We start from the raw sequence: 21,880 nt of genomic DNA, 5'->3' as shown, positions 1-21,880 counted from the left end.
GCAGCCCCCCGGTCCGTCGTACGCGGCACTGTCGTGTTTCGAGAGAAGGAGGAGCCCCATGCGGGGCCATCCCAGACGCACCATCACCACCGCCGCGCTGATCGCGGCGAGCGCGTTACTGTCCGGGTGCAGCGGGGTTCAAGCCGGTTCGTCGGATGCCGAGTTGACGGTGTCGACGACCACCGCGATCATCGCCGACCTCGTCGAGCAGGTCGGCGGTGACCGCGTCGCCGTCACCTCGATCGTGCCGCACCACGGCGACCCGCACTCCTACGAGCCCAGCCCCGGCGACGCGGCCACGGTCGCCAAGGCCGATGTCGTGTTCAGCAACGGTCTCCTGCTCGAAGAGTCCGGGATCATGAAGATGGTCCACACCAACGCCCAGAAGTCCGCCCCGAAGATCGAGGTCGCCGAGAAGCTGGAGGAGTACGGCGGCACGGTCATGAAGCTGGAGGAGGACCTTGGGCTGGACGTGCTGTGGCTCGGCTGGGCCGTCGAGGGCGAGGTCGCCGGAGACGGCTCCCAAGTCCGCACGACCGCCACGAAGCTGGAAGGGCCCGGCGAGCTGCGCGTGTATCTCACCGACACGCTCGGCAAGCCCAAGGTGTACATCGACTCCGCCGACGGCCTCGACGACGCCGACTCCTTCACCCTGCCGCCCGAGGCGCACACCCATGTCAACTGGGCGTTCAGCGAGCCCGGTACGTACCGGCTGACCGTCGGGGGAGAGACCGAGACCCTCGACGGGAAGACCGCGGAGATCGGCAGCGGCACCTTCACCTTCACCGTCGGCGACGACGCTGGTGCGCCCGAAGGAGCGAGAGTGCTCGACGGCGGCCACGCCGACCTTGCCCTCAACGCCGATACAGGGAAGGTGTACGTCCGCGCGGACGACGACAAGAGCGGCGAGCCGGCGCGGCTCGCGGCCGACGACGTGGTGCTCAACGTGCCCGACCGGGCCAAGGCGGCCGTACCGAAGGAGGAGCCGTATGCCTTCCTCGGCAAGGCTGGCGACGAGCTGTGGGTGCTGCCGCAGGCCGTGATCGGCAAGCACGTGCACGGCGACATGGACCCCCACGCCTGGGCGGACGTCGCCAACGCCGAGGCGTACGTGCGGCGGATCGAGACCGAGCTGATCAAGGCGGATCCCGAGGGGAAGGCGACGTACGAGAAGAACGCCGCCGCGTATTTGAAGACGCTCGGCGCCCTCGACGAGGAGGTCGCGAAGAAGCTCGCGACCGTGCCGGAGCAGAACCGGAAGCTGATCACCACGCACGATGCCTTCGGGTACCTCGCGAAGGCGTACGGCATGGAGATCGCGGGCTTCGTCGTGCCCGTGCCCAACCAGGAACCGAGCGCAGCCGAGGTGGAGGAACTCGGCGACACGATCCGGGAGAAGAAGGTCCCGTCGGTGTTCCTGGAGCCGAACCTCGCGGCGCGCGCCGACGTGTTGCGCCGGGTCGCCGAGGACGAGGGGGTCGGGATCTGCACGATCTACGGCGACTCGTTCGACGACAGGGTCGACGACTACGTATCGATGATGCGGCACAACGCGACCGAGCTCGCCAAGTGCCTGGGGGAGGACGCCTGATGAAGGGCATGCGGAGGATTCAGCGGGTCGCCGTGGCGGTGGTCCTCGCGGCCACACCGGTGGGACTGGCGGGAGGTGGGGTCGCAGTCGCGGACGACAGTACGGCACGTACCGCAGGACCCGGACTCGGCCGGATCGCCTACGCGGACGGGGCGTTGACCCTGGATCCCGCGCACGGCGCCCATGTGATCGATGTCGACGACGCGGACGTGGCAGACGCCTCGGCGCCCGGGTGGGACACCACCGGCGTGCCCGACGGAGCGATGGCCGGGGACACCGTGCGGTGGTCGCTGACCGGGCTCGACGGTCCGGGCGAGCTGAAGGTGTACTCGGACGAGGACGAGGACGAGGAGGGAGGCGACGGCGCCGAGGACGCGCTGCTGTTCGACAGCTCGGACAAGCTGCCGGACGATCACGAGCTCCCGGTGGGCCACCAGGGCGAGACACGCTGGGAGTTCAGCGAGGACGGCACGTACCAGGTCATCTTCACCGCGGAGGCCACGGCGGCGGACGGGCGAGAGCTGTCCGTCGGGACCGTGTACACGGTGGTGGTCGGGGACACGGCGGACGGGGAGGACACGGCCACCGAGGAGCCGGTCGCCGAAGAGGCCCCTGCGGAGGAAACCGCGGAGGAGGCGCAGACTCCGACGGCGGTCGGGAAGGCCGTGACGGAGGCGGTCGAGGCCGAGCGGCGCACCGCCCTGGTCGCCACCACGGCTGCCACCGACGTCGTGTCCGACAAGAAGGTCCTCGACGAGGGCCACGTCGACTTCGCCGCCCGCGTCGTCGACGACAAGCTGCAGATCCACATCAAGGACGGCACGGTCTCGGGGAAGACGAGCTGGCGCGAGCCCTCCTCCGTGGTCCTGCACGTCAAGCCCGCGGCAAAGAACACCCTGCCGGCGGGAGACGAGTTCGCGTTCCTCGGAAAGGGCGGCGACCCGGTGTGGCTGCTCGACCAGGTGCAGCAGGAGGGGCTGCTGTGGCCCGGCTGGTCGACGGACAACATCGAGGCCGGGGCGACCAAGGGGGGTGTGGAGTTCTCGCTCACGGCAGTCGAGGGTCCGGGCACCTACGCGCTCTACACGTACGACGCGATGTCGGGCGCGAACGTCCTGTTCAACAGCAAGGACGGGGTGCCGGACTCCTTCGACGTGCCCGCCAACACGCACGCGCACGGCGGATGGGCTTTCACCAAGGAAGGGACGTACCGGCTGACCTTCAAGATGAGCGGCACGCTGGCCAACGGTACGAAGGTCTCCGACACGGAGACGGTGACGTTCGCGGTCGGCGACACCGACCCCGGAAAGGTGACGCCGGGCGACGGCTCCGGCAGGGGAACCTCCGGGACCGCCGGGTCCTCCGGGACATCCGATTCCTCTTCCTCGGACACGGCAGGCTCCGCGTCCGACTCCGGCTCCACGGGCGGCTCTTCGACCGACGACTCCAGCGACGGCACGATGGCCTCCACCGGCGCCGGTCAGGCCCTGCTCCTGGGCTCGGCCGCCGTCGCCCTCACCGCCGTGGGCGCCGCGTCCTTCCTCGCCGCCCGGCGAAGGAGGACCGCACGTGGCTGACAGATCGGACCCGCTGCTGCGGGTCACCGGCGCGACCGTCGTCCTCGGTGGCAGGACCGCCCTGGAGCGGGCCGACCTGACCGTCGACGCGGGCGAACTGGTCGGGCTCATCGGGCCCAACGGCGCCGGGAAGACGACTCTGCTGCGGGCCGTGCTCGGGCTGGTGCCGCTGGCCGGGGGAGAGGTGGCCGTCGAGGGACGGACCGGGCGGAGGGCCGGGCAGCGCATCGGATACGTGCCCCAACGGCACGAGTTCGCCTGGGACTTCCCCATCGACATCGCGGGCGCGGTCCTCACCGGCCGCACCCGGCAGATGGGCTGGCTTCGCCGCCCGGGCGCAGCGGACCGGGCGGCGGTGGACGAGGCGCTGGAGCTGACCGGGCTTGCAGAACTGCGCCGACGCCCCGTCGGCGAGCTGTCCGGTGGCCAGCGGCAGCGGGTCCTGGTGGCCCGGGCCCTGGCTGCCGGCCCGCGCATCCTGCTCCTGGACGAGCCCTTCACCGGAGTCGACGTACCTACCCAGGAGTTGTTGAACGAACTGTTCGGCCGGCTGGCCGCGGAAGGCAGGGCGCTGCTGATGACCACCCACGACCTGGCGGCCGCCGCCCGCACCTGCCACCGGGTGGCGCTGATCAACCGCACGGTCGTCGCAGAGGGCGGTCCCGAACTCCTCGCCGACCCCGACCAGATGCTGCGGGCGTTCGGCCTGGACCGCGCGATCGGAGCCGTAGCGTGATCGAGTTCCTCACCGACCCCTGGCAACTGCCCTTCATGCAGCGAGCGTTCGCCGTCGCCGCGGTCATCGGCCTGGTGTGCGGAGTGGTGGGCGTGTATGTCGTGCTGCGCGGCATGGCGTTCATCGGTGACGCGGTCGCCCACTCGGCCTTTCCGGGCGTCGCGCTCGCCTACGCCTTCGAGGGCAACCTGCTCCTCGGCGGCGCCGCGGCCGGCATCACGACGGCCGTGTTGATCGCCTTCGTCTCCCAGAACCGGCGGCTCAAGGAGGACACCGTCATCGGTGTCTTCTTCGCCTTCGCCTTCGGACTCGGCATCGTCCTGGTCTCCACGCGCGACAGCTGGACAACCGACCTGTCGTCCTTTCTCTTCGGGCAGGTCCTCGCGGTCAGCACGGCGGACGTGTGGACCGTGGCCGCCATCGGGGCCGTACTCGTGCTCGTCGTGCTCGCGATCGGCAAGGAACTGGTCGCCGTCAGCCTGGACCGGGAGGCGGCACGTGCCGCGGGCCTGCCGGTGTTCCGCCTCGACCTGGCGCTCTACGTCGTCGTGACCACGACGATCGTGATGTCCCTGGAGGCGGTCGGCAACATCCTCGTCCTCGCCCTGCTCATCACCCCCGCGGCCGCCGCCCGCATGCTCACCGAACGACTGTGGGCGATGACCTTGCTGGCGTCGCTCATCGGCTGTGCCGGAAGCGTGGCGGGCCTGTACGTCTCCTACACCTACGACCTGGCCGCGGGCGGCTCGGTGGTCGTGGTCCTCACCGGCCTGTTCGTCCTCACCTGGTGCCTGGCACCGCGCCACGGCCTGCTCGCGAAGCGCATCCGGCGTCCGGACGGGGCCACCCTCGTACCCGCCGGACGGTGACACTTCGACGGCCGGCCCATCAACCACGGGGGCCGGCCGTCGAAGTGTCACCGGACGGGAGTGCTGTGTACGGTGCGTCGCCTAGCGGGTCGCCACCACCACGTAACTGTTGCCGTACTGCCAGACCGGACCGGCATGCGTGAAACCTGCCTGCCGCAGCAGCCGTACATGCGCGGACAGGGGCAGCCCGGTTCCTCCGCCCGTGCCGTTCCGCGGCTGTTTGTGGCGGCGTGCGGCGAGGAGGTCCGCCAGCTCCGAGTCGTCGGCCACGGCCGCCCACCAGGATCCCCAGTCCTCGTGGGCGAATGCCTGCTGCCGCTCCGCCCCGCGTCGTGCGACGTGGGTGACGATTCCGGCGGCCTCGGGGCCGCCCTCCGGCGGGAGGTGGTCGCCGTTGACGAGGACGCCGCCGGGGCGCAGCAGCGCGGCGAGTTGCCGGTACGTGTGCTGCAGTGCGTCCGGGGAGAGGTAGTGCAGCGCGGTCGTGGAGACGGCCGCGTCGAGGGGGCGGTCGAGGCCCAGGGCCTGGATCCAGCCGGTCTCGCCGACGACCGCCTCGACGTAACGGGCGGCAGAGCCGTGATGGGTGCGGGCGAGCTCCAGCAGCAGGGGGTCCATGTCCACGGCCACGATCTCCGCGTCCGGCAGCCGACGGGCCAGCCGTGCCGCCAGAGAGCCGGGTCCGCAGCCGAGGTCGAGTACGAGGGGCGTGGCCGCCCGGCCGGCCGTGATGTGCTCGACGATGTCGGCGATCACGGTGAACCGCTCCTCGCGGCCGACGGCGTACCGCTGCTGCTGGCGTTCCCAGCGCTCCACCCACAGTTCGGCCGTCGCCATGCTCAGCCCCATCCGGTCGCGCCACCTCGCCGTTCGCACCTGTCTTCCGGAACTCCTCAGCACCCTACAGCTGAAAACGGTTCCCATTCACACATGGGTGGCGTGTCACTGAAGGCCGGCGAGTATGGACAACAACCGGTCGATTTCCTCAGGGGTGTTGTACAGGTGCATGCTGACGCGGACCGAACCGGTCGTCTCGCCCGAGCTGCCTTGGCAGTGGTTGTCGGAGCGGATCATGAAGCCGTGGCTGAAGAGGATGAAGCCCAGGTCACCGGAGTCGATGTCGCCGTGCCGGAAGGTGACGATGCCCTGTCGCTGCTGGACGGGTGAGTCGGCGGCCAGGCTGAGGTGGCAGCCGAGGATCTCGTAGGCGTCCAGGTGGCGCAGTCCTTCGGTGAGCCGGGCCGCAAGGGCCACGGTCCAGCGCTCGATCCGGTCGGTGCCGGCGGCCTCCAGCCAGTCGAGCGCGGCGGCCAGGGAGGCGATGCCGGCGGTGTTCGGGGTGCCGTTCCACCCGCCGGGCGTGAAGGCCGGGCCGCGCGTCTGACGGGCCCAGACCGCTCCGGAGCCGGGCAGGGCCAGGGCCTTGTGTCCGGAGAAGACGACGAAGTCGACGTCCAGGTCGGCCACGGACACCGGCAGATGGCCGATGCTCTGGGCGGCGTCGAGGCAGATGACCGCATCCGGGCCGACCGCCTGGCGGATGCGGTGGATGTTCATGTTCCCGCCGTAGACGTGGTGCACATGGGTGGCGGCGACGAACCGCGTCCGAGGGCCGGCCTGCGCCGCCAGCGCGTTGTGGTCGTAGTCGTGGGAACCGGGCTGATACGGCATCTGACGGATGTGGACGCGCACCCCCTGACTGGCCAGGAGCCGCTGGGTCTCCAGCCAGGGTGCGATGTTCGCCTGGTGGTCGGCGACGGGGACGACGATCTCGTCCCCGTCGGTGAGGTACGAGGTCAGCCAGTCGCGCGCGATCGTGCGCAGTCCCTCGGTTGTGCCGCTGGTGAAGTGCGCGGCGGAGCGTTCCGGTGCCGGGTCGGCCAGGAACTGCTTGACGCGGTCCCGGGTTCGCTCCACGAGCTCCGTGGTGCGGTTGGCCCAGGTGTAGGTGCCGCGGCCGGCGTTGGCGTTGGCGGTGGTGAGGTAGGTCTGGGCGGCGTCCAGCACGGCCTGCGGCTTCTGGGAGGTGGCCGCGCTGTCCAGGTAGGCCAGCTCCGGATGGGCCGTGATGATCGGGAACTGGGCGCGCAGCTCGCGCTGCCAGTCGCGCAGGTCCTCGGGGAAGCCCATGCCGTTTTCCCGGGCCGAGGTGACGGTCATGTCAGTCCCGGACCAGGGGCGCGCCCGCATCGCGCCAGGCGACGATGCCGCCGGCGAGGCTGCGGACGTCCGGATGTCCCATGCGGGTCAGCAGTGCCGCGTACTGGGCGGACTTCTCGCCCACCGGACAGGCCAGCAGCACCGGCCGGCTCCGGCTGAAGGGCAGGCCGCCCCGCAGGAGTTCGTCGAACAGCTCGTCGACGATGTTCACCGAGTCATCGATGTGCAGTGCCGCGTACGCGAACGGGCTGCGCAGGTCGACCACGAGCGGCCCGTCCTCGGCGATCCACCGCTGGGCGTCCGCCACCCCGACGGCCGGGGCGGCGCGCACTTCGGCGGCGGACAGGTCGGCCACCGAGTTCTTCCGGCGCGGCCGGCCCAGCAGGTCGGGCCGGCGCTGCCGGACGTAGCTCAGGTAGCTCTCGACACGGTCGCAGACGATGAAGACGGCTGTCTGACGCTCGGTGAGCTGAGCGTCCACCTCGCGCAGATGGCGCACCGCCCCGAAGTAGGCCGCCCCGCCGGTGGGTCCGGCCAGCATCCCGCAGCGGCGGACCAGGGTGAGCATCCCGTCGATGGCCTCGTCGGCGCTCACCGTCTCCATCGTGTCGTACGTGTCCGGGTCGAACAGGCCGACTTCGTGGACCTCGTCGATGGTGCGGATGCCCGGGATGAAGTCGGACTTGCCCCCCACCAGCCCGATGACCTGTACCCGCGGGTCCTGCTCGCGCAGCACCCTGGCCACGCCGGTGGAGGAGCCGGCCGTGCCCACGCAGGCGATGAACCAGTCCGGGGCGCGGCCGTCCAGGTCCTTGACGATCTCCGGGCCGGTGCCGGTCAGATGGGCTTCGGTGTTACGGGGGTTGAAGTACTGGTCGGTGTGCAGATAGGCGTTGCCGGACTCGGCGAGGGCGTGGTGGAAAAGGGTGAGCGGGTCGTCGGTGTTGGTCGGGTCGAGGCATTCGCTCTGTCCTGGCAGCTCCTCGATCTCCGCGCCCAACAGCAGGAGCAGGTCCTTGATCTCCGGCACTCGCATGCGGTTGGTGACGCTTTTGAAGGTCAGGCCGTGCATTCCGGCGATGACGGCCAGGGCCTTGGCCGTGTTGCCGCTGGAGAGTTCGACGATCTGGCTTGCGTGTTCGACCGCGTCGGCCAGGTGGGGGCGCGCCATGTTCCAGGCGGCCCGGTCCTTGACCGAGCCGAAGGGGTTGAGCATTTCCAGTTTGGCGAACAGGTCGATGTTCCGCAGACCTGTGACGGTCGGGTCGATGCGCACCAGAGGGGTGTTGCCTATGACCTCGGTGATGCTGTCGTACCTCACTCATGTCCCCCTGAGGGCGTCGTCGGCCAGTATTGTTCGTCGAGGCTCCAACGCCATGAGCCGCCGTCCTGCCAGGCGGCGACCTTCCGGGCGACGGGCTGGTGTTGTGCGTGGCCGGCGTGGAAGTCCATGGCGTAGCCGGCGGTGTTCGCGAAGGCCATCAGATCGCCCGGCTCCGGCCGACGCGGAAGGAAGACCGTGCGCCGGGTGATCAGGTCGGTCTCCAGGCAGAGACTGCCGAAGAGATGGACACCCACAGGTTCCGCGTCGGCGGGGACTCCGGTGCCGTCCTTGGGAATGACGACGGGGTCCATCAGCACCCCGTGCTCTTCGAGGGCCACGTCTTCGGCCTTCAGCGCCAGCCGCACCAGCAGGTCATCACCGGCGCCGGAATCGCGTACCTCGAGTACCGTCGCCAGCGTGATCCCGCACTGGTCCACCAGGGCCCGCCCGGGTTCGACATGCAGGTCGTACAGGTGCTCCAGCAGCAGCGTGGCCAGCGGCCGGCCGCCCAGCGAGGCGGCGGGGTGCGCCAGCAGTTCGTCCAGGTACCGCTCACCGGCGATCGGCCGGTGTGCCGGGTACAGCCCCAGCGTTCCCCGCAGTGTGCCGGCCTCGTTGCGCAGCCCGTAACCGTGCCCCTGCCAGGTCAAGGGCGGGCGCCTGCCCAGAACGGCGCCCGTGAGCTCCGTCGTGTACCGCTCCCACTGCTCGGAGTGGGCGAGGTAGTTGACGCCGAATCCGCCACCGACGTCCACGGCCCGCGGACGCAACCCCCGGCTCCGGCACTCTTCCAGAACCGTGAGGCAGCCCTCAAGGGCCGTTGCCTTCTCGGTAAGACTCGTGGTGTCCAAGTGGTAGGCCACGCCGTGCAGTTCGACCGTGTCACCGTGCCGTTCGACCGTCTCCAACAGGCGGTCCACTTCCGGTACGGGCGAGCCGAAGCGACTGCGTCGGCTCAGCACCCTCACGCCGGATGCCTCGAACCCCGACAACCGCAGCAGGACGCGGGCGCGGGGGAGGGCGTGCTTGCGGACCAGCCCGGCGAGCTGCTCCAGCTCGCCGACCGAGTCGACGCTCACGGTCACCCCGGCGCGGACGGCCAGCCACAGGAACTCCGGGTTCTTGGGTCCGGTGGCCAGAATCCGGTCGGACACGAAACCGCCGCCGAGAGCGTGCTGCAGTTCGCCCAGTGACGCCACGTCCACGCCCGCGTCCGTCGCGGCGAGCCGTCGCACCAGGGCACTTGACCGGTTGGCCTTGTGGGCGAAGAAGACCTGGCCGGACAGGTGGTGCTTGCGGTACACAGACCGGAACCGCTCCAGATTCTCGGCGATCTGGTCGGGCACCAGCACGTTGAGCGGTGATCCCAGCGCGTCTGTGAGCGTGTGCAGTAAGTCGGGGGACCGCAGCAGGGATTGCAACCGGGGACCGAGTCGGGGTTCCAGATACAAGGGCCTGCCCATGCGTGTCCCTTCCCTGAGAATGCCAAGGTCCGGCATGCCGAGCGCGGCCGACACTTCCTCCCGCGGTTCGCCGTATAGCACCTTTCCCTCACGTGCGCTCCCTTACGCCCCGAGGCGCCGGTGTCGTACCGCAAGGGCAGGGTTGACGCGGAGACGCCGTGGTTCCCGGCGGCGCGCTGCCGTACCCGCGAAGGCCGCTGACGTTCCCGCCGGCGGATCGGTTTTCGGCCATCCGCTCCCGGGTCCGTAATCGCTCTCACGTCTGAAAAGTTCGTTATGCGCTGCGTCACAGGACAGCCAAAAGGGGCGTATGTGGCGCAGTTGGCGCCGGGAGGGGTGCCTGTCTTGGGTTTCGGCCAAGAGTGACAGCATGCCCTGGCCTTGCGCCTGCGTCTCATTCAGATGAAAATGACAATCGTGTTTATCTAGCTCCGGGGGTTGCAGTGTTGGATCCGTACGAACGCTCGGCCGAGTACCTCGACCTCTTGATCGCCGGGACATGGCAGGCCCTTGGCCCGGCGCTGGCCGAAGCGCTTCAGCAGGTGAAGGCGGGGCCCGGACCGGTAGTCGATGTCGGGGCCGGCACCGGCCGGGGAGTCCAGGTGATCTGTGCCGCGCTTCCGGGCGATGACCCCGTGTTGGCCGTCGAGCCCTCTTCCGCCATGCGCGCCGTGCTGCTGGCGCGCGTCCACGACGCCCCTCAACTGCGCGAGCGCGTGACGGTGTTGGCGGAAGACGCCGTTCACGCCTCACTCCCTGACGGCTTGCGCGCGATGGTCGCGGTGAACGTGCTGGGTCACTTGCCGCCGGCCGAACGGCGAGTCCTGTGGGGGAGCGCCTCACGCCGTCTCGCACCCGGCGGCGCATTCATCGTCAGTATCACTCCGCCCTTCGCACCCGAGCCGATTCCGCGCACCCGGATGGCTTCGGCGACCGTGGGCGCCCTCCACTACGAAGGGTGGGCCACCGCGGAGCCCTCGGGGGAGGACGAGATCACCTGGCGGATGGACTACCGCGTCCTTCGGGACGGTCTACCGCTGTCCGAGGTCACGGTCGACTACCGCTGGTGGGTGGCGAGCGAGAGCCGGCTGGCCGCGGAGGCCGCCGAAGCCGGGCTGGTCATGCGGCCCGTAGGGAAGCCCGACCTCGGGCTGCACCTCCTGACTCGCCCGGGCGAGTAACGCCTGGTGTCCGAAACGACCCATCACACCGTCCACATCTTCCACGGAGCGGAGGCCGGATGAGTCAGCTCGTCCCTGCCGAAGACGTCCTCGCAAGCACCATCGAATGTATCGGCGAAGTCCTCGGCATGCAGAGCGACTTGATCACGCCGGACACAGCCTTGTCGGCTCTGGGACTGGAGTCGTTCACCGCTGTGCGGCTGCGGCGCCGGATCCGCGAGCGCACCGATGCCGATCTCCCCCTCACGACCTTCCTCAACGGCGCCACTGCTCAGGACATCGCGAACCGGCTCGCCGCCGAGGTGCGGGAGGCACCTTCTCAAGAACAGGCCCGGAGACCGGGCGAGCGAGCGGCGCCGGGCGGCACCCAGGCCGATGCCTCCGCCGGGAGTCCGCAGGACGACGGCGGCCCCTTCCCCCTGACGCCCATTCAGGCGTCCTACTTCGTCGGCCGGCAGCAGGGGCTGCCTCTCGGAGGGGTGGCCACCTTCTACTACTACGAGTACGACCGCGTCGCCGAGGATCCCCTCGCGGATCTCGGACGCCTGGAAGCAGCCTGGAACCGGCTGATCGAGCACCACCCGATGCTCCGTATGACCGTGGACGAACGCGGCCGGCAGCGCATCCTCGCCGACGTCGGGCCCTACCGTATCGGCACCACCGACCTGCGGAACGCCTCCCCGGACGACGCCGACCTCGCGCTGTCCCGACTTCGCCACGAACGCTCGCACCAGGTGAGGCCCACCGGCACCTGGCCGCTCTTCGACATCCACGCGGCGCTGCTGCCGGACGGCAGGACACGGCTCCACGTCGGCGTGGACGTGCTCATCACCGATCTCGCGGGCTGGATGCTCCTGATGCGCCAGTGGGGTCGGCTCGTCACCGATCCCACCGCACAACTGCCGGTTCCGGAAACGGACTTCGCGCGCATGCAGCAGGCCCGTGCGACCGATCCGGAGTGGGCCGCACGGCGGACACGCGACCGTGCCTACTGGTCCGAGCGCGCTCCCCGACTCCCCGACGCCCCGCGTCTTCCTGTGCTGCGCGAGGCGGAGGACACCACGCCTCCCCGGTTCGTCCGGAGTGCCGCGGCCCTCGACGCGCCGACGTGGGCCGCCGTTCGTGCCCGCAGCGCGGAATTCGGCGTCACGCCGACCGCCACCCTGCTTGCCGCCTTCGCCGTCCTGCTGGGCCGCTGGGGAGCCGGTGAGCGAATATGCCTCAACACCACCCTGTTCGACCGGCCCGAGACATCGGGGGAGACGGCCGATGCGGTGGGCGATTTCACCACCACCGCCCTCGTCGGCACACCTCCCTTCACGCCCGGCCGCTGGGAAGGGTTCGCGGGCTACGCCGCGGAGGTCAACCGATGTTTCTGGGAAGACCTGGACCACCGCTCGGTCTCCGGGGTGGAGGTGCTCAGGGACCACGTCCCCGCACGGAGCTCCGACACCGCCCCCGCTCCCCGCTGTCCGGTCGTGTTCACCAGCGGGGTGGGCCTCTGCGGTGATGACGAGCCGCCCGCCGCGTGGATCGGCGAGGAGGTCTACGGCATCTCGCAGACCCCTCAGGTCCTCCTGGACCACATCGTGTGGGATGAGGGCGGCCGGCTCCGGCTCGCCTGGGACTGGGTCGACGGCGCGTTCCCGGCCGGTTACGTACAGGCCCTGCTCGACGCCCATGTCCGGCTGCTGAGCAGACTGGCGGAGAGCGCCGCGTGGCGGGATCCCGCACTGGGCTGGGACCCGACCTTCCGTTCGGAAGAGCCTCTTGACGTCGTGCCCTTCCCCGACGCGGGGCCTCTGCTGCACTCGCCGGTGCAGGAAGCCGCCCGACGGTACCCGCAGCGGCCTGCCCTGCACGGGGCATCCGGTGCCGTCACGCACGGTCGGCTCGCGGAGAACGCCGCCGCCACGGCCGCACTGCTGACCGCCCATCAGGCCGGGCCCGGTGATCTCGTGGCCGTGGCCTGCGAGAAGGGCGTCGCGCAGATCACCGCCGTCCTCGGGGTCAGCGCCGCCGGGGCGGGCTACTTGCCCATCGAGCCCACGTGGCCCGACGCCCGGGTCGCCGCCGTCTGCGAACGGGCCGGTGTCCGGCACGCGCTGGTCGGCCGCGGAGTGAAGATCGCCTGGCCGCCGGGTGTCACCGTGCACCGCCTGACCGCCATGGGCCGGCCCGCACGCCGTGCCGTCCCCGAAGACCTCGTGGCCGCCAAGACGCCGAGCCCGGACGACCTCGCCTACACGATCTTCACCTCCGGCTCCACGGGCAGCCCGAAAGGCGTCGAGATCCAGCACCGCGCGGCCCGGACCACCATCGACGACATCGTGGATCGCTTCGGCATCGACGCCGACGACCGCGTACTCGCCCTGTCCGCCCTCAGCTTCGACCTGTCGGTCTTCGACATCTACGGCGTCCTGGGCGCGGGCGGCTCCCTGGTTCTCCCCGACCCCGCGCGGCAGCGTGACCCGCAGCACTGGCTGGAACAGGCAGGACGTCACGGCGTCACCGTGTGGAACACCGCCCCGGCCCTGCTGGAGATGCTGGTCGAGTACGCGGAGCTGGAAGCGGAAGCAGCCGCCGAGGCCCTGCGCACCCTGCGCCTGGTGATGCTGTCCGGCGACTGGATCCCCCTGACCCTGCCCGAGCGGCTGCGCAGACTTGCCCCGCAGGCCGAGTTCATGAGCCTGGGCGGCGCCACCGAGGCGTCGATCTGGTCCATCACTTATCCCGTCAAGAACACCGACCCGAGCTGGCGCAGCATCCCCTACGGCCGGGCCCTGCGCGGCCAGTCCTTCCACGTACTGGACGAGCAGGGTGCGCCGTGCCCCGTCGGTGAGGCCGGTGAACTGTTCATCGGCGGTGACGGGCTGGCCCGCGGCTACGCCGGCGACCCCGTCCAGACCGCCGAGCGCTTCGCGATCCACCCGGTTCTCGGGCAGCGTCTCTATCGCACCGGTGACCTGGGCAGGTGGACGGTGGACGGGACCATCGAGTTCCTCGGCCGCGCCGACCGGCAGGTGAAGATCCGGGGGCATCGGATCGAGCTGGGTGAGATCGAGGCGGTGCTGGGTCGGCATCCCGGCGTGCGGCAGTGCGTCGCCTCGTCCGTGCGGGGACCTGATGGGCGGCCGCGGCTCGTCGCCCATCTGTCACCGAAGGGAACCGCCCAGGCTCCGTCTCCCGAAGAACTGGCGGCCGCGCTGCGTGAGCGGCTGCCCGAATACATGATCCCCAGCCGGTTCGTCGTCCTGGACCAGTTGCCGGTCACCGCCAACGGCAAGATCGACCATGCGGCCCTTGCGAGCCCGTACCGGGAGCAGGAGGTCCGGAGCGACGGCCTGTCCGAGACCGCGGAACCCGTGGTGGCCGCCGGGCCGAGGTCCGCGGCAGGCGTGCCATCACAAGAGACCGGTACCGAGTGGGCCGCCGTAGCGCTCGACGAGGCCGCCGCGCTCGGGCTCGAGGCCGCGATCGTCCTCAGGCCCGGCGTGCTTCCTCCCGACCAGGCGCTGGAGGCGACCGCGTACTGGCTGCGACGTGTGCGGCAACTGGCCGGGCCGGCCCCCCTCGAGCCACGGCTCGCCACCGGGGGACTGGCTGAGGTCGTCCTCCGTCCGGCTGCCCCGGACACGGCAGTCGCCGGACCGGTCCCTTCTCCGGGCGCCACGGCCTCCATCGCCCCTGCCGACCCCGTGCGGGACGCCACCGTCTCCCTCCCGCCTGTCGCGAAGCACGCCGACCCGGTGCGGGACCAGGCCGTGTTCGACGAAGTCACGTCCGTCTTCGCGGATCTCACGGGAAGCCCGGTCCAGGCCGACAGCACTTTCGCCGCCCTGGGCGCGACCTCGCTCACCCTGGTCCTGGCGCATCGCCGGCTCTGCCAGGGCATCGCCCCGCGACTGGCGCTGGGCGACATGTTCGCGCACGCCGACGTCGGCTCGCTCGCCGCCCGGATCAGTGAACTGCACCGCCGGACGCCTGGTCCACAGCTTGGGACCGGTGCGGCCCCAGCCGGAGGCGGCCCACGTCACACGGCGCCCTCGGAGGCCGGTGCCGCCGACCTCGTACCCCAGACACGCCGGGCCTCGCGGGTCGCCGCGCGTGCCCTTGCCCGGGAGACCGCCGGATGACCCAGTCCCCTGAACAGAGCTGTCCGTCTGAACAGAGCTACCCGTCGCGGGCGGTGGACCGGGGAGACGACGAACTGATCGCCGTCACCGCCCTCGACTGCCGTTTCCCGGGTGCCCCGGACACCGAGTCCTTCTGGGACCTGCTCGCGACGGGACGCGGCGGGCTGACCCGGCAGACCGAGCAGGAACTCGCCGAGAGCGGTCTGCCGGCCCGGCTGCGGCGCAACCCGGCGCATGTGCCGGTGAGTGGGCTGATCGACGGCCAGGACCTGTTCGACCCGGAGCCGTTCGGGCTCACCGATGCCGAGGCCGCCGTGATGGATCCTCAGCAGAGGCTGTTCCTGGAGGCGTGCTGGCGGGCGCTGGAACGGGCCGGACACGGATCGGGCGTCGGGGCAGGTGCCGTGGGAGTCTTCGCCGGCGCCGCCCACAGCGACTACCTGACGCGTCACCTCGCTCGCCGTTACGCCAACTCCGCCGCCGACCCGGTGGGCAGTCTCCAGGCGGCGATCGCGGGCGTCGGCGACTACCTGCCGCTGCATGTCGCCCACCGGCTGGCCCTCACGGGACCGGCCCTCTCGGTCGGCACCGCCTGCTCCACCTCGCTCGTGGCGGTCCATCTGGCGGCGCAGTCCCTGCTGGCGGGGGAGTGCGACACCGCCCTGGCCGGCGGTTCCTCGCTGATCGTTCCGCAGGGCAGGGGCTACCTCCATGTGCCCGACGGCATTTTCTCGGTCGACGGGCGGGTGCGTCCGTTCTCCGCGGAGGGCACCGGCATCGTGCACAGCCAGGGGGTGGGCGTCGCCGTACTGCGCCGCCTCGCGGACGCCCTCGCCGACGGCGACCCGGTCCTCGCCGTCCTGCACGGGTCCGCGGTGAACAACGACGGTGGGGACCGCACCGGTTTCACGGCGCCGTCCCCGCGCGGACAGGCGCGCGCGATCTCCGAGGCCCTCGCCCTCGCCGGCGTCACACCGAGGATGATCAGTTACGTCGAGGCCCACGGAACCGCCACCCGACTCGGCGACGTGGTCGAACTCGCAGCCCTGAAGAAGGTCTTCGGCGAGACCGGCCCCGCGTGGTGCGCCCTCGGCTCCGTCAAGAGCAACATCGGGCACGCCAACTCGGCGGCCGGAATCGCCGGATTCGCCAAGACCGTGCTCGCGCTGCACCACGGCGTGCTTCCCCCCTCCCTCGGCGCCCTGCCCCTGAACCCCGATCTCGAACTGGAGAACTCCCCGTTCACCGTGCCGCATCGAGCCGATTCATGGGCCGGGCCGCGGTACGCGGGTGTCAGTTCCTTCGGTATCGGCGGCACCAATTGCCACGTGGTGCTGGGCAGCGCACCGAAACGCACCATGGCCCCCGCGGACGGCCGTCCCCAGTTGGTCCTGCTGTCCGCGCATCGCGACGACGCCCTGGAAGGCCTGGCCGACGCCACGGCCACCGCCCTGGACCAGCCGGACGTCGATACGGCCGACGCCGCGTACACCCTGCACACCGGCCGCGGTGAACAGGCCCACCGGACCGCCGCGGTGCTCGGTGAGACGCCCGGCGACACGCACCGCCTCCTCGCCTCCGCACCGCGGCGCGCCGTCCCGCCCACGAGGCCGAGAATCGTCTTCGCCTTCCCCGGCGGCGGCGCCCAGTACCCGGGCATGGGGCGTGAACTCCTCGCCGAGGAGGCGGAGTTCGCCCGCACCGTCGAGGAGTGTGCGGCGCTCTTCGACGGGCGTGGCGATGGCACCGGCCCCGGTCTTGTCCCGCTCCTGGCCGCGGCTCCCTCGGACGAGGAGGCCGCCAGGCTGCTGCGGGATCCCGTGCACGGGCTCCCGGCGCTGTTCACCGTCTCGCTCGCCACGGCACGCACACTGCGCGCCTGGGGCATCGAGGCGGACGCGCTCATCGGCCACAGCCTCGGCGAATACACGGCCGCCGTCGCGGCCGGAGCGCTCCGGCTGACGGATGCCGTCGCCTTGGTCGACGTGCGCTCCCGCGGTATGTCCCGCACCGCGGGCGGAGGCGCGATGCTGACCGTGGCGCTGCCCGAGGACCAGGTCGTGAAGCTGCTGGGCGACCGTCCGGAGCTGGACCTGGCCGCGGTGAACGCGCCGCGGTCCTGCGTGGTCTCCGGACCTGCCGAGGCGGTGACCGTACTCGAGCGCCGGCTGGCCGCCGAGAGCATCCACACCGCACGGCTCCACCTGGACGCGGCCGCCCACTCGCGGCTGGTCGACCCGGTGCTGCCGGCGCTGCGCGCCGCCGCCGAGACGACCGTACCCGGCGTCCCGGCCGTGCCACTCGCCACGACGCTCACCGGGCAGCTACTGCTGACCCCGCCCGGGGCCGATCACTGGGTGCCCCATCTGCGGTCCGTCGTCAGGTTCTCCGACGCTCTGACCACAGCGCTCGGCACGGGACCGGCGGTCGTGGTCCAAGTGGGTCCCGGCAGCGGCCTGTTGCAGCTCGTCCGCCAGCACGGGGCGGCGAACGTCGTCGCCACCCTGCCCACCGTGCCAGGGCGCGACGAGCGCCGCGGAGCACGGGCCGCCCTGCTCACGGCCGCGGGCGAACTGTGGACCCACGGCGTCCGGCTCGATCCCGAAGCCCTTCACCGGCCCGGCCGGCGCCGGATCGCCCTGCCCGGTCTGCCCTTCGACCGGCGGCGCCTGTGGATCGACGAGCCCGAAGACGTACGGCCCGGTCACTCGCCCGTGCCGTACGCCTCCGCTGCCGAGCCCGACGAGGAGGAGCCGTTCCAGGTGCCGGTGTGGCACCGGACGCCGCCCGCCGACGCACCCCCGCGACTGGAGGGCCGCTGGCTCGTCGAAGGCGACCCGGACTCCCCGCTGCTGAGCAAGGTCTGTGAGCAACTCGCGGCCGCCGGGGCCCGGCCCGTCACCCTCGCGCAGGCAGCCGCAGAACCGTCACTGCCCTGTGCGGGCCTGGTCCTGGTCGATACGTACGGCGAGGACGACCGGGTCCACCAGGAGGCGTTCGCCGATCCGGCCGACCGGGTCACCGAGTCGGTCCTGCGGTACGCGCGGCTCGCCCGGGCCGCCGCCCCTTGGGCCGGCAACGCATGCCTGCTCCACGTCAGTGTCGGCGCGCACCACGTGGAAAGCGGCGACCGCCCGATACCGGAGGGCGCCGCATCGCTGGCCGTCCCCCGCGTCCTCGCCCAGGAGTTTCCAGGGCTGCGCTGGCGCACCCTCGACCTTCCGACCGGACCGGTACGTGGCGAGGACGTTCGGAGGGTGTGCGCGGAGGCGGGTGCCCTTGCCTCCGGAGAGCCGAGTGGTGTGGAGGCCGCGTACCGCGGCGGACACCGCTGGGTTCGTGGCGTCACCCCGTGGCACCCCACGGCATCCGAGCAGGCGCGGGACGGCGGAACCGCCGTTGTGATCGGCGGACTCGGCGACGTCGGCATGGCCCTCTCCGCCCATCTCGTACGCAACGGCTGGCGGGTCGTGGTCACCGGCCGCGACGGACTGCCCTGCGACCCGGTGCCGGGAACTCCGCAGGCCGATCGGGCCGAGGCCGTACGACGGCTGCGGGAGGACGGCGTCGAACTCGACGTACGGGCCGTCGACGCGGCGGACGCAGACGCCACGGCCGTCCTTCTGCGGACCGTGTCACAGCAGTACGGTCCGCTCGACCTGGTGGTGCACGCGGCCGGTGTCGTGGCCTCGGCCGCGGTGGCCCCGTTGCGCGCCGTGGAGCAGGAGACCGTGCGAGCGCACGCCCGGGCGAAAGTGTCGGCGGCGATGGCGCTGCGATCCGCCCTGCACGGGCTGCCGGACGACCTGCACCCCGCGAACGTTCTGCTGATGTCGTCGGCCACCACCTTCGTCGGCGGCCTGGGGCTGGCCCCGTACGCCGCGGCCAACCGCTTTCTCGACGCCTTGGCCGAACGAGAGGACGCGGAACGGAAGGACTCCGGCGAGCGCTGGATCAGCGTGGCCTGGGACGGCTGGCGGATAGGCCCCGGCGGCACCGAACGGGTGGTCGCCTCACGCCACTCGATCGGCCTGCGGGACGGCATGCGATCCGTGGACCGGCTGCTCAGCCTCGCCGAGGAGGGCCGCGCACCCGCGTGCCTGGCCGTCTCTCCGGCGGATCTGGCCGGCCGTACCGCAGGCGTCCCGACCGTCGCACCGGGCCGGGAGTCGCCGGGCGGCACCCCGCAGCAGGGAGGATCCGCGCCCCGGGGCGCCGCCGAGGAAGTACTGGCCGCTCTGTGGTCCGAACTGCTGGGCTTCCCCGTGACCGACCGCGACGCCGACTTCTTCGCCCTCGGCGGCCATTCCCTGCTGGCCACCCGCATGCTGGCCAGGCTGCGCGACGAACGGGGAGCCGAACTACGCCTGCAAGACCTTCTGACCCGGCCCACGGTCGCGGCACTCGCCCCCCTGATACCCGCGCCCGGCGGAGCGGCAGATCCCGGCGGCGACGACGAGCCGGAAGTGCCGGCCGTACCACCGGAGGCCGAAACCCGCACCGCGCCGAAGCAACCGACCGGTGCCGCGGGCGAGTTCCCACTCACCCGGGTGCAGCACGCCTACTGGGTCGGCGGCTCGGGAGGCTACCGGCTCGGAGACGTGCCCTGCTCGTTCCATCTGGAGTACGACTGCCCCGGCCTGGACACCGCGCGCTACGAGGAGGCATGGAACCGTGTGATCGCCCGCCACCCGATGCTCCGCGCGGTCATCTCCCCCGAGGGACGCAACCGGGTACTGGACCGGGTGCCCCGCTACCGCATCCGCGTCCAGGACCTGAGCGCGCTGGGCGAGGAGGAGCGCGCTCACAAGCTCGAACAGATCCGTACCCGCCTCGTCCGCCGGGAGCCGCGTCCCGGGCGCTGGCCACTGGTCGACATCAGGGCAGCCCGCCTGCCCGGCGACATCGTGCGCCTGTTCGTCAACGTGGACGTCCTCGTGTGCGACACCGCCAGTTACCTGATCTGGGACCGGGAACTGTGCGCCCTGTACCGGGACCCGGAACTCCGGCTCCCACCGGTACGCACGACGTTCGCCGAGTGCGTGGCCGCCCTGGAGCAGCGTGCCGAGTCCCCGGAACGCGCACGCGCCGCGGCCTACTGGCGGGCGCGGATCGACAGCGTGCCCGGTGCTCCCGCGCTGCCGCTGCGCGCCCCGGAGCCCGATACGCGTCCCCGCTTCGGGCGCCGCAGCGCACGGCTCGAACCGGACGACTGGGCGTCACTCAAGGCCGAGGCGGCCCGGCGCGGCCTGACACCGACCGCCGTCCTGCTCGCCGCTTATGGGGACGCTCTCGCCGACTGGTCGGGTCAGGACAGGTTCGCTCTCACACTCACGCTGTTCGACCGGCCCTCCGATCTGCCCGGCGCGGACGAGGTCGTCGGCGACTTCACCTCCCTGATGCTCCACACGGTGGACAGGTCGAACGACACCTGCTTCGCCGATGCGGCCACCCGTGCACAGCGCTCGCTGTTCGAGGATCTGGACCACCGGGAGTTCTCCGCGCTGGAGTTGCTCGCCGAGAAGTCCACCCGTACCGGGCGCACCGAATCCGTGCCCGTCGTGTTCACCAGCGCCCTGGGCCTTTCCGGTCCGCTCGGCGGAGGCCACGACCTGGACTGGGCCGGCACTGCGGTGTACGGGGTGAGCAGCACCCCGCAGACCTGGCTGGACCATCAGGTGCTCGAACAGCACGGCGCGCTGCTGCTCCAGTGGGACGTGCTCGAGAGCGAGTTGCCGGCCGACGAGGCGGACAGGGCGTTCGCCTCGTACGTCGCACGCATACGCCGCCTGGCTCAGAGCCAGGCCGCCTGGGAAGCCGACACGAGGCGGCAGGCGGGTGCGGAACCAGGCGGGCGGCAGGCGCCCGCAGCGCCGGAACGTCGCGCGGCGACGCAGCCGCCGAGGCGGCAGCCGGCCGGTCCCGCTCTCCTGAACAGCGCCGATGACCTCGACATCGCACTGCTCCTGCGCGACGGCAACACCGACCGGCCGCTGTTCCTGGTCCACCCCTCCGGTGGCGACGTGCTGTGCTACGGCGAACTGGCCAAGCCGCTCACGGACGGGCGGCGCGTCGTGGCGCTCGCCGATCCGGCACTGACCGGAGGAACGGCCGCCGAGGACATCGCCGGTATGGCCGAGCAGTATCTGGCGGCCCTGCGCCCGTACCAGGCGAACGGTCCGTACCTCCTGGGCGGCTGGTCCATGGGCGGCACCCTCGCCCATGCCATGGCCTGCGAACTGGAACGTCGGGGAGAGCGCACCGATCTCCTCCTGATGATCGACTCGAATGTGCCGGACCGCATCACGCCGCTCGGCGGAGCGGGCCCCGACGAGGACGCGGCGATCGCGGCCGTGCGGTATCTGCGGTCGCTGGAGGCGTTCCTCGACATGGATCTCGGCCTCGGTCAGGACGAAGCCGCCCGGCTGCTCCGTACGCCGTCCCGGGCTGCCCGGTCCGTGGTGGCCGCACGGCTGCGCGAGGCCGGCCTCGTCGGCCCCCGGGAGACCGCCGAGGTACGCCTGAGGGTCTTCGAACGCCACCTCCGTGCCCTGGGCGATCACAAGGCGGGTCGGCTCGCCGACCCCGGCACCCGGTTGCTGATGTTCCGTGCCACCCAGCCGTCCCCGAGCAACGCCGGAGTCGGCATGGGGGTCGACGACGCCCCCGACCTGGCCTGCCTGGGCTGGCGGCCCCATGTGTCCGGCCCGGTCGACGAGGTGGCCGTCGACGGACACCACTACTCGCTGCTGACCGGGCCGGCGGCAGCCCGGATCGCCGCCCTGACCGACCGGGCGCTCGCCGCCGTATCCGCCGGGCCGCTCCAGAACAGCTGAGCCGGCC

11 protein-coding genes are annotated in these 21,880 nt (G+C 71.4%); 7 read left to right on the top strand and 4 right to left on the bottom strand.

Going from position 1 to position 21,880, the window contains the following annotated elements:
• The first annotated feature begins 58 nt into the window (after positions 1 to 58).
• From ABT063_RS21875 to ABT063_RS21860, 4 genes are read left to right on the top strand one after another with little or no spacing between them, the layout of a single operon-like run.
• Positions 59 to 1,591 (top strand): anchored repeat ABC transporter, substrate-binding protein, encoded by a 1,533-nt coding sequence (locus tag ABT063_RS21875; RefSeq protein ID WP_351059039.1) that lies wholly within the window; start codon positions 59 to 61, stop codon positions 1,589 to 1,591.
• A gap of 8 nt (positions 1,592 to 1,599) precedes the next feature.
• Positions 1,600 to 3,168, top strand: coding sequence for a TIGR03773 family transporter-associated surface protein (locus ABT063_RS21870; RefSeq protein WP_351059038.1), 1,569 nt, complete (start codon positions 1,600 to 1,602; stop codon positions 3,166 to 3,168).
• Positions 3,161 to 3,904 carry an anchored repeat-type ABC transporter ATP-binding subunit gene (locus tag ABT063_RS21865; RefSeq protein WP_351059037.1) on the top strand — a complete coding sequence of 248 codons (744 nt, stop codon included), beginning with the start codon at positions 3,161 to 3,163 and terminating at the stop codon, positions 3,902 to 3,904. Before ABT063_RS21870 ends, ABT063_RS21865 begins: the two co-directional genes overlap by 8 nt.
• Positions 3,901 to 4,773 carry an anchored repeat-type ABC transporter permease subunit gene (locus ABT063_RS21860; protein WP_351059036.1) on the top strand — a complete coding sequence of 291 codons (873 nt, stop codon included), beginning with the start codon at positions 3,901 to 3,903 and terminating at the stop codon, positions 4,771 to 4,773. The genes ABT063_RS21865 and ABT063_RS21860 overlap by 4 nt, the downstream gene beginning before the upstream one ends.
• Positions 4,774 to 4,854: 81 nt before the next feature.
• On the opposite strand, the gene ABT063_RS21855 is transcribed toward ABT063_RS21860, so the two are convergent.
• From ABT063_RS21855 to ABT063_RS21840, 4 genes are all read right to left on the bottom strand, one after another.
• Positions 4,855 to 5,622 carry a methyltransferase domain-containing protein gene (locus ABT063_RS21855; RefSeq protein WP_351059035.1) on the bottom strand — a complete coding sequence of 256 codons (768 nt, stop codon included), beginning with the start codon at positions 5,620 to 5,622 and terminating at the stop codon, positions 4,855 to 4,857.
• Between the two features lie 93 nt (positions 5,623 to 5,715).
• The gene (locus ABT063_RS21850) at positions 5,716 to 6,933 is read right to left on the bottom strand and encodes an aminotransferase class V-fold PLP-dependent enzyme (RefSeq protein WP_351059034.1); all 1,218 of its coding nucleotides are present in this window, start codon (positions 6,931 to 6,933) and stop codon (positions 5,716 to 5,718) included.
• Between the two features lies 1 nt (position 6,934).
• Entirely contained in the window at positions 6,935 to 8,254 is a 1,320-nt protein-coding gene (locus tag ABT063_RS21845; RefSeq protein WP_351059033.1) for a pyridoxal-phosphate dependent enzyme, read from the bottom strand.
• Positions 8,251 to 9,720 carry a Y4yA family PLP-dependent enzyme gene (locus ABT063_RS21840; protein ID WP_351059032.1) on the bottom strand — a complete coding sequence of 490 codons (1,470 nt, stop codon included), beginning with the start codon at positions 9,718 to 9,720 and terminating at the stop codon, positions 8,251 to 8,253. The genes ABT063_RS21845 and ABT063_RS21840 overlap by 4 nt, the downstream gene beginning before the upstream one ends.
• Before the next feature lie 446 nt (positions 9,721 to 10,166).
• On the opposite strand from ABT063_RS21840, the gene ABT063_RS21835 reads away from it, so the two are divergent.
• From ABT063_RS21835 to ABT063_RS21825, 3 genes are read left to right on the top strand one after another with little or no spacing between them, the layout of a single operon-like run.
• On the top strand, positions 10,167 to 10,901 hold the full coding sequence (locus tag ABT063_RS21835; protein WP_351059031.1) for a class I SAM-dependent methyltransferase: 735 nt from the start codon (positions 10,167 to 10,169) through the stop codon (positions 10,899 to 10,901).
• A gap of 59 nt (positions 10,902 to 10,960) precedes the next feature.
• Positions 10,961 to 15,037, top strand: a complete 4,077-nt coding sequence (locus tag ABT063_RS21830) for a non-ribosomal peptide synthetase (RefSeq protein ID WP_351059030.1) — start codon at positions 10,961 to 10,963, stop codon at positions 15,035 to 15,037.
• Complete coding sequence (locus tag ABT063_RS21825; protein ID WP_351059029.1) at positions 15,034 to 21,873, top strand: SDR family NAD(P)-dependent oxidoreductase; 6,840 nt, start codon at positions 15,034 to 15,036, stop codon at positions 21,871 to 21,873. Before ABT063_RS21830 ends, ABT063_RS21825 begins: the two co-directional genes overlap by 4 nt.
• Positions 21,874 to 21,880 lie beyond the last annotated feature (7 nt).

The organism is Streptomyces sp. NPDC002838 (genome assembly GCF_040295365.1).
Taxonomy (GTDB): domain Bacteria; phylum Actinomycetota; class Actinomycetes; order Streptomycetales; family Streptomycetaceae; genus Streptomyces.
This window is presented reverse-complemented; position numbering and strand designations above follow the sequence as displayed.